Source organism: Streptomyces sp. NPDC001480, from assembly GCF_042894725.1.
Taxonomy (GTDB): domain Bacteria; phylum Actinomycetota; class Actinomycetes; order Streptomycetales; family Streptomycetaceae; genus Streptomyces.
Map to the genome: position 1 here is coordinate 133,944 of NZ_JBIAVX010000020.1, position 8,299 is coordinate 142,242.

Annotated in this window: 8 protein-coding genes; 6 read left to right on the forward strand and 2 right to left on the reverse strand. The window is 71.5% G+C overall.

Going from position 1 to position 8,299, the window contains the following annotated elements; genetic code table 11:
* Window positions 1–10 precede the first annotated feature (10 nt).
* From ACFY01_RS38525 to ACFY01_RS38540, 4 genes are read left to right on the forward strand one after another with little or no spacing between them, the layout of a single operon-like run.
* Window positions 11–604 (forward strand): hypothetical protein, encoded by a 594-nt coding sequence (locus tag ACFY01_RS38525; RefSeq protein WP_390740438.1) that lies wholly within the window; start codon window positions 11–13, stop codon window positions 602–604.
* A gap of 44 nt (window positions 605–648) precedes the next feature.
* Complete coding sequence (locus ACFY01_RS38530; protein WP_390740439.1) at window positions 649–1,650, forward strand: SUKH-3 domain-containing protein; 1,002 nt, start codon at window positions 649–651, stop codon at window positions 1,648–1,650.
* Between the two features lie 26 nt (window positions 1,651–1,676).
* Complete coding sequence (locus ACFY01_RS38535; protein WP_390740440.1) at window positions 1,677–1,871, forward strand: hypothetical protein; 195 nt, start codon at window positions 1,677–1,679, stop codon at window positions 1,869–1,871.
* Window positions 1,849–2,145, forward strand: a complete 297-nt coding sequence (locus ACFY01_RS38540) for a hypothetical protein (protein WP_390740441.1) — start codon at window positions 1,849–1,851, stop codon at window positions 2,143–2,145. Before ACFY01_RS38535 ends, ACFY01_RS38540 begins: the two co-directional genes overlap by 23 nt.
* A 250-nt stretch (window positions 2,146–2,395) precedes the next feature.
* On the opposite strand, the gene ACFY01_RS38545 is transcribed toward ACFY01_RS38540, so the two are convergent.
* Together ACFY01_RS38545 and ACFY01_RS38550 are read right to left on the reverse strand one after the other, a co-directional pair.
* The gene (locus tag ACFY01_RS38545) at window positions 2,396–3,418 is read right to left on the reverse strand and encodes a hypothetical protein (protein WP_390740442.1); all 1,023 of its coding nucleotides are present in this window, start codon (window positions 3,416–3,418) and stop codon (window positions 2,396–2,398) included.
* 23 nt (window positions 3,419–3,441) lie between these two features.
* Window positions 3,442–4,086 carry a hypothetical protein gene (locus ACFY01_RS38550; protein WP_390740443.1) on the reverse strand — a complete coding sequence of 215 codons (645 nt, stop codon included), beginning with the start codon at window positions 4,084–4,086 and terminating at the stop codon, window positions 3,442–3,444.
* Between the two features lie 237 nt (window positions 4,087–4,323).
* Between ACFY01_RS38550 and ACFY01_RS38555 the strand changes: the two genes are divergently transcribed.
* Window positions 4,324–7,290 (forward strand): BTAD domain-containing putative transcriptional regulator, encoded by a 2,967-nt coding sequence (locus tag ACFY01_RS38555; protein WP_390740444.1) that lies wholly within the window; start codon window positions 4,324–4,326, stop codon window positions 7,288–7,290.
* A gap of 8 nt (window positions 7,291–7,298) precedes the next feature.
* Entirely contained in the window at window positions 7,299–8,033 is a 735-nt protein-coding gene (locus ACFY01_RS38560; protein ID WP_390740445.1) for a prepilin peptidase, read from the forward strand.
* The last annotated feature ends 266 nt before the right edge of the window (window positions 8,034–8,299 follow it).

Below are 8,299 nucleotides of genomic sequence, written 5' to 3' on the forward strand. Positions count from 1 at the left end.
GGATGACGCAATGACTGACCAGGCCGAAAAAGTCATGTCGACGTTTCGGCTTCTGCCGAGCCTGAGTGAATGCCACCACCTGAGCAGCAACAGTTTCGATTCACGCCGGCTCATGCGCTGGCAGGGCGGCGGAAGCGAGGCTGACCGGCCCACTCGGTGGCGTGCCGAATGGATGGGTGAGGGCCACTGGCCCAAGAGCGAGTTCCCCTCTGGTTACCCGGGCGCTCCCGTGCTCAGCCGACGTCTTGCCGAGAGCTTCGGGGACGACCTGGCGGCTGCCGGTCGCCTGGTGCCTGTCGACATCGAAGGCGCGAAGGACGACGAGTACTTCCTCTACCTGGTGGAGCGGGTGGTCGACTGCCTCGACACACGCAGGTCGTCGAAGCCGAAGCGGAGCGGTGAGATCAAGAAGGCGGTGTTCCTCCCCGAGAGGCTGCCCGTGGACCTGCCGGCGTTCCGCCTGCCGCAGTTCCCCCGAGCCGTCCAGTGGAACGGCTGGGCGGCTGACCGGCTCATCGAGCTGACCGGCGACCAGATCGAGGCGCGTCTGCTGTGGTCCGAGGACCCGACGGCCGTCCCCCATGCGGATCCCTGGGGTATCTGAGCCATGGAGTTCGTGGCGGTGCAGGCACGTGGGCGGTGTTGTGAATGAGCCTTGAGCAGACCCGGTTCTGGTCCGCGGAGACCGACGGCGTGCTACGCCGTGCGGGCTGGCGGCCGGGCCGGGCGGTGCCGACGGAGACCTGGGAGTGCGTCCTGCGCGAGCGCGGGTCCTTCGTGGCGCACACGGCGGCGCGGCGGTTCCTTTCCGAGTTCGGTGGGCTGGTGACGTACGGCTGGCCCGCGGACCCGGTTGTCACTCGCTCGGCCGTCCGGTTCGACCCGCTTCTGGCCGAGTGGGAGGAGGAGACCTTCGCGCGCTTGAACCGACAGGTCGGCATGCCGTTGTATCCCGTAGGGAAGGCGGACGGGGGCGCCAGTCACCTGGGTATCGCCGAGGACGGTGTGCTCTACATCGCCGGAGACAGCGTGGAACCGCTGGGCGGCGGCATCGACCAGGCACTGGATCGGTTGGTGTCGGGGCAGGGGGCTCAGGTCGCCCCCTGGACACCCGACGCGCCCCCCGGCGCGCACGCGTTCTGGCAGCGGTTGGGAACCGTGGATGCCGTCGGCGCCGCCGGTGTGGCCGACCGGCGTCGGCCCGCGGAGACCGATCGTGTGTTGCGGGCGGGCGGCTGGTTTTCTGGTCGGTCGGTCCCCACGGCAACCTGGGAAAACATCCTGTTGGAGAGCGACGGGTACGAGATCCACGACGCCGCGCGCCGCTTCCTCGCGGAGTTCGGCTGCGTCGGAGTTCCCCACCCGGCGCCCCACCTCGCGCCCCACGGTGCGATGCCGTGTACGGAGTTCCGGCTGGACCCGCTCCTGGCGATGTGGGACGCCGAGATCATCGACGACCTCGGCGAGCAGGCGGGCGTCGGTCTCTACCCCATCGGCATGGTCGACCGCCGGAACCAGTACCTGGCCATGGCGGACGACGGCGCGGTCTACGTCGGCATGGACAGCGTCAGCCTGCTGGCCCCCACCCCCGACGAGGCCTTGGTGAAGCTCACCAGGCGCGTGCGTCCGCTCCCGCAGTGCGACGCGTGACGGGCGGCCGAGGTCGAAGATCAGGTATGGCATCCGAGTGGGACTGGGAGAGCGGCGAGCGTCTGTTGGGCCTCGACGATCCTGAGGAGTGGGATGCCGCGTTCGAGCGCGGCGCGGATCATCTTGGTACGGCGGTGATCGGGCTGGCCTTCCAGTGCTCGCTGGCGGAGGCCTCCCCCCCCCCGGATCGTGCGGGCGATGCGGCTGCCGGATCCGCATGAGCGCGGGTTCGCGTTCACCGCGGCGGGCACCGCGGCGCGGGTCAACGGTGCACTCACGTCGGAGCTGTATGAGGCACTGCGTGCGCAGGGGCCCTGCGGCTTCGCCGAGGACGCCATCAAGGACACGCTGACCTTCGTGCCGTTCCGGGATCTGCCACCGTGGTTCAAGTGGTGGAAGGTGCGGTCGGCTGTGCGAGACAAGATCGAGGGCTGGTGGCTGCGCTCGGAGGACACAGTCGTTGACGCCTGGAGGGCCCTACGGGGGAACCGGTGACGCCGAACCGACCTGCCAACAGGCTTGGCGGCGGTTGGGGGAGGGCGGTGCGGTGCTGTACGATGGATCTTGAGCTAGCCGCCGAAAAGCGGGCAGGGCTCAGTGCGTTGGTGGTCCAAGGAAAGACGTCCCGCTTCCTGCGGGGAGATGCAGGTGCAAGGCCTGCCCGGCGCTCCGAAGAGAACCCCCCGTCCCTGGGGCTCCAGGGACGGGGGGTTCTTGCTTGTGCGAGGCGCCAGACGCCGCCGCGTCAGCGGTTCACCGACTGGATCTCCTGGACGTTCATGTCCCGCGTGGTCTCGAACACGCCGTCTGGCAGGTCGCCGCCCGAGCCGTCGGAGCCCTTCCAGGAGATCTGCCAGGTGATGCTCGCCTTCAGTCGGTACGGGGTGCCGTTGGAGGCGCGGAGGTAAGTGAGGCCGCAGGGCGGGGTCTTGTCGCCGTCGCCCGGCTCGTACGGGGTGCCGATCGAACCGTCGTCGTTGATCGTGCAGTTGCCGGAGGAGGGGGACGTCTCGGCGTCCGACGTGCCGGGGTCGAGGTGGAGGGCGACCGGCTTGGCGGTGGTCTCCGCCCAAAGGCCGGTGTCGGGGAGTTCCGCGCGGACCTTGACTGTCTTGAAGGTGCCCTTGTCCAGCCACACCCAGGTGGGGAGGTTGACGGTGGACTTGGTCGTCGGCTTCAGCTCGATCGAGGTGCTGGGGACCTTGATCTTGTTGTAGGCGTACTCGGCGAGGGTCTTGGGCGTGGGGGCGTTGGGTACGTCGGGGATCTTGCCGGCGTCCACCCAGAACATCAGCCGGGTGCACAGCGACGTGTCGTCGAGGTTGTAGAGGTCCGGAGCGACCCCGCGCCAGAAGTAGCCGTCCTTGCCGAGGTTGTAGTTCTTGTATCCCGGCACGGTGGACGGGGTGGTGAAGATGCTGCTCGCGGGTTTTCCGTCCTTGAAGTGGGCGGTCCAGAGCTTCGAGCCGTACCAGCCGTCGCGCAGGCCGGCGTCGCCGTCGCCGTTGTTCTCCGCGAAGTCCTTGAGCTGGGCGGGGGAGAAGACCGGCTCGTACCAGCACGGCGGCGGCTTCCAGTTCACGTCCGTCGCGGAGACGGTGCCCCGCTTGCCGCCGATGGGGCCGCTGACCTGGCTGACCTTGATGCGCGACCGGCCGGCGGAGGCGGACAGCTCGTTGCCCTTGGACTCGCCCCGCGTGCCGGAGCCCCCGAACGCGTCGGCGGGCGCGGAGCTCAGCAGAGCCGCGACAAGTGACGTGGCGATCACGGGTATCACCCGGCGCGGCGCCTTCACTGGGAGCACCCGCCCCGCTCCGAGTGCAGGCCCGCGTTCTGCCACACGCCCTGCGGGTTCTTCGCCAGCGAGACCACGTAGCGGACGTTGGGGTTCGTGCCCGCCGGGTTCCCCTGGACCTTGCCGGTCTTACGGTTCTTCGTGTACGCCTTGCTCTCGTCCGTGCAGTAGCTGAGGGACGCGCCTCTCCCGGTTCTGGCCAGGGTGACCTTGGGGCCGAAGGCGGGCAGTTTGCCGATGACGGTGACGTTCTTGTCCGTGTAGGACTTGATCCACGACTTGGTCTGCCCGATGACCCCCTCGGTGTCGTAGAAGGCGACGTCCTTGCTGTCGGGGTCGTCGGCGATGATCGCCGCGTATCCCGCGCGGAGTTCTTCCTTGGCGTCGTCGAGCACCGCCTGCTTCACCGGGTCGCTGTTGGTCCAGTTCGCGAACGTGAGCTGGAAATCGCTCGGCAGCGTGATCACCGGACGCTTGACGCCGGACGGCGCCGACGCCGACGCCGAGGCCGCTGGGCTCTTCGACCCGGTGTCCGCACCCTTGATGTCGTCCGTCTTTCCGCCGCCGCTTCCGCCGCAGGCGGTCAGCAGCAGGGCCGCGGTGGTCGTCAAGGTGGTCAGGGTCAGGGTGCGGCGGGCCACGGTTGAGTCTCCCCCGAGTTCGGCGTATGCAACTGGAAACGAATGCGGCTGGAAACGAAGCTATCAGGGGCGTATGACGGTCACTTGAGCGGTTGCTGGGGATTGTGTGGGGGCCGTGGCCGGGTGTCCGCGTTCGCCCTCCGGGGTTCGCCGTGTCAGTCCGAGTCAATAGGATCTCTGTAGGCTCAGCCCACCCCCCAGACCGACTCCCTCCACACACCACCCAGGACACCCGCCATGGCGCGACGCAGCACATCAAGCTCGACGGGAAACCCGAACGGAGGCTCGACGGGTCCGCGGAACCGGACACCGCAGCCGGTGCGTGTGCGGCAGCGTACGTTCGGGGACTTCGTCAAGGCGTTCCTGGCGTTCGTGGCGCTGCTCGCGCTGGTCGTCGGTGTCCCCGGCGCGCTGGCCGTCACCGTGGGCTGGCCGCTGCCGCACGAGGCGCCGTCGCTCGACTGGCTCCAGCAGGAGATCACGGTCCAGACGTTCCTCCATGTGCTCACGGTCATCGTGTGGCTGGCCTGGGCGCAGTTCACCGCCTGTGTGCTCGTCGAGGTCAAGGCCGCGTTCTCCGGTGTCGGCCTGCCCGGCCGCGTGCCCGGTGCCGGGCCCAGCCAGCTGCTCGCCCGTCAGCTCGTCGCCGCGCTGCTGCTCGTCGGCGCCACGGCGGCCAGCCTCACGCCGGGGCTGTCGCAGCTCGGGCACAGCCTGGAGGGCAACCAGAAGGGGACGGTCGCCGCGGCCCAGCAGACGCCTGGCAGCCTGTTCACGCAGCCGCAGGAGCAGGCGGCGAGCGTCGCGGCCGCCGTCGCCGAACAGGCCTCGCACGCCGCCGCCCAGGCGGATGCCGGCGACAGCGCCGCCAAGGCCGGGGGGACCAAGTACTACCGGATCCAGCCGCCGGAGGGGCGTCACCACGACTCCCTGTGGGAGATAGCCCAGCGGCACCTCGGCGACGGGCGCCGGTACAAGGAGATCTACGAGCTCAACAAGGACCGTGTCCAGCCCGACGGTTCGCGGCTGTCCGAGGCCAGCCTCATCCGGCCCGGCTGGATCATGGAGATGCCCGGCGACGCCCACGGCGGAGAGCTCGTCGAGAACCCCGACGCCCACGTCTCCCATGAGGTGCGGCAGCAGATCCACGACTACGCCAAGTCCGGGGATCACGCCCAGGGGCAGCACGAGAGCTCCTCGCACGTCTCCCTGCCGCAGCAGCGGCCCGCCGCGCACGGCAGTGCGGACCGGCAGGAGCAGCCCGCCCCCGCGACCCCGGCCGCCGACGGCACCTCCCACAACACCTCCCACGGCAACGACTTCGGCCTCCCCGAGGCCCTCCTCGGCGCCCCCCTCCTCGCCGCCGGTCTCCTCGGCGCCCTCGGCCGCCGGCGCCGACAGGCGCTGTGGCAGTCGGCGCTCGGGGCCGTCGGCGGGCGGCGCGGCATGGAGCCGCCGACGCCCACCGGTGACGCCCAGGACGTCCAGGACGCCCTGCTGGTCGGCGCCGACCCCGACGGCGTACGGCTGTTGGACCGGTCGCTGCGCGGGCTCGCCGCCTCCCTCGCCGCCGAGTCGCGCGCGCTGCCCGTCGTCTACGCCGCCTGGCTCAGCAACGGCGACCTGCACCTCCAGCTCGCCCAGCCGGCCGGCAAGCCGCCGGCGCCGTGGCGGCTCGGGCAGGACCAGACGTTCTGGATGCTGGCCCGCACCGACGCCGAGCGGTACGAGGACGTCGACACCGCCGCGCCCTACCCGGGCCTCGTCAGCCTCGGCACCATGGACGACTCGCGGCTGCTGCTCAACCTGGAGGCGGTGCCCGGCATCGTCTCGCTGAGCGGGCGCGAGGCCGACCGGGCCGCCCTGTTCGCCTCCGTCGCCGCCGAACTCGCCACCAACGGCTGGTCGGACCGTATGACCATCACCCTCGTCGGCTTCGGCGAGGACCTCACCGCGCTCGCCCCCAACCGGCTGCGCCACCTCGACGGCATCGAAGCGCTCATCGAGACCATGGAGGCCGAGACGCGGCAGCGCCGGGGCGCCCTGGGCGCCGCCGGGCACGACTCCGTGCTCACCGGCCGCACCGGGCCCGCCCAGCACACCCGTTGGGCCCCGCACCTCGTACTGCTCGCCGCCCAGCCCGCCGCCGAGGACGCCGTCAAACTCGCCGAACTCGCCGCCGACGCCAGCCGGCTCGGCATCGGCTACCTGGTCGGCACCGAGACCGGCGACCTGCCCGGCGCCGCCTGGGAGATGGAGATCACCGCCAAGGGCAAGCTGCTCGCCCCGCTGCTCGGCCTCGAACTCGACGCCCAGCTCCTGCCCGCCGCCCAGCGCAGCGCGGTCGTCGAACTGTTCGTCGAGGCCGACCCCGAGCGCGACCCGGACGGGCCGACCACCACCCCGCCGTTCCTCGTCGACATCAGCGAGCAGGGGCGGCCGGCGGTGTACGCGCGTCTGGTCGGGTCGTACGAGATCATCGGCCTCGACACCCCGGACGGCGACCGCAGCGCCCTGCTGCACGAGGCGCTCGCCCTGCTGCTCCTGCACCGCGAGGGCGTCCACCCGCGCGTGCTGGCCTCCGCGTTGTGGCCGCGCGGCGTCACGGACGACGTGCGGGACGCGCTCATGGACCGGCTGCGCGCCTGGCTCGGCACCGAACCGGACGGCAGCCCCCGGCTCCGCGCCGACGAGACCGGGCGGCTCACGCTCGCCAAGTCGGTCGTCTCCGACCTGGACGTACTGCGCTCGCTCTACCACGAGGCCACCCAGGGCAAGGGCGTCGACAGCCGGGCGGTACGGGGACGGCTGCTCACCGACGCGCTCGTGCTGGTCCGCGGACCACTGCTCGCCGACCGGCCCGAGGGCCGCTACCGCTGGCTCACCCACGAGATCATCGACGCCCGGCTCCCGCTGCTGGTCGCCGACATCGGCCTCGCGCTGTCCGCCTTCCACCTGGAGAAGGACCGCGCGGAGAAGGCCATCGAGGCCCTGAACGCGGCCCGGCGGACCGCCCCCGACGACGAGCGCCTGTGGAACGAGCTGCTGCGTGCCACCCACGCCACCGGCGACCCGGCCCGACTGAGCTCCCTCGCCGCCGACCTCCTCGGCCGCAGCGGGGCCCGCGGGCTGCCGCCGCGCACCGAGGCGCTCCTCGACGAGCTCCTCCCGACGTGGCGCGACGGCGTCGCGGCGGCCGGATAGGGCCGCGGATGAGTGACGCCCTGCTGATCGCCGTCGCCGCACTGTGGGGCGCGGCGACGGGGACCCTGCTGCCCCGGGCCGCCTACCGCTTCTCCGTCCCCCCGGAGGAGGAGTGGCGGGAACAGTGTCCGGGCGGCCATCCCGTCGAGGGGTGGATCGGGCGGGCGCGGTGCACGCGATGCACCTGGCCCGAGTCGTCGTACGGCCCGAGCGCCTGGCGTCTCGCCGCCGTCACCGGCGTCGTCTGCGCCGCCCTCGCCGCCGCCACCGGCACCCGGCCCGAACTCGGCGTCTGGCTGCTGCTCGCGCCCCCCGCGGTGCTGCTCGCGGTGGTCGACCTGCGGGTGCACCGGCTGCCGGACGCGGTGACGCTGCCGCTCGCGGGAGCCTCCCTCGGGCTGCTCGCGCTGGTCACCCTGGTCCCCGAACACACCGGGGACTGGCTCACCGCCCTGCTGGGCGCCCTCGCCCTCGGCGCCGGCTACTTCGTGCTGTGGCTCATCAACCCCGGCGCCATGGGCTTCGGCGATGTGAAGCTGGCGCTCGGGATGGGGGCCGTGCTCGGCTGGTACGGCTGGCCGACGGTGATGCTGGGCACCTTCGCCGGATTCCTGTTCGGGGCGCTGTACGGCGGTGCGCTCGTCGTCGCGCGGCGGGCGGGCCGCAAGACGGTGATCCCGTTCGGGCCGTTCCTGATCGCGGGGGCCTTCGCGGGGGTGCTGATCGGCGCGTACACGGCCTGAGACCTGGACGCGTACACAGCCTGAGGCCTGGACGCGTACCCGGCCTGAGGTCTGGACGCGTATCCGGCCTGACGTGAGCCGGACGAATGCCCTGACGTAGGCTGGTTCGGTCCGTCCACAACCCTTGTGAACCCTGCGAAAGGGACCCCGGTGACCGAGAAGGCCGACCTTCAGTCCGTCCTCGACCGTGCCGCCGCCGGTGGGCGGATCACCCCCGAGGAGGCGCTCGCCCTCTACCGCGACGCCCCGCTGCACGCGCTGGGCGC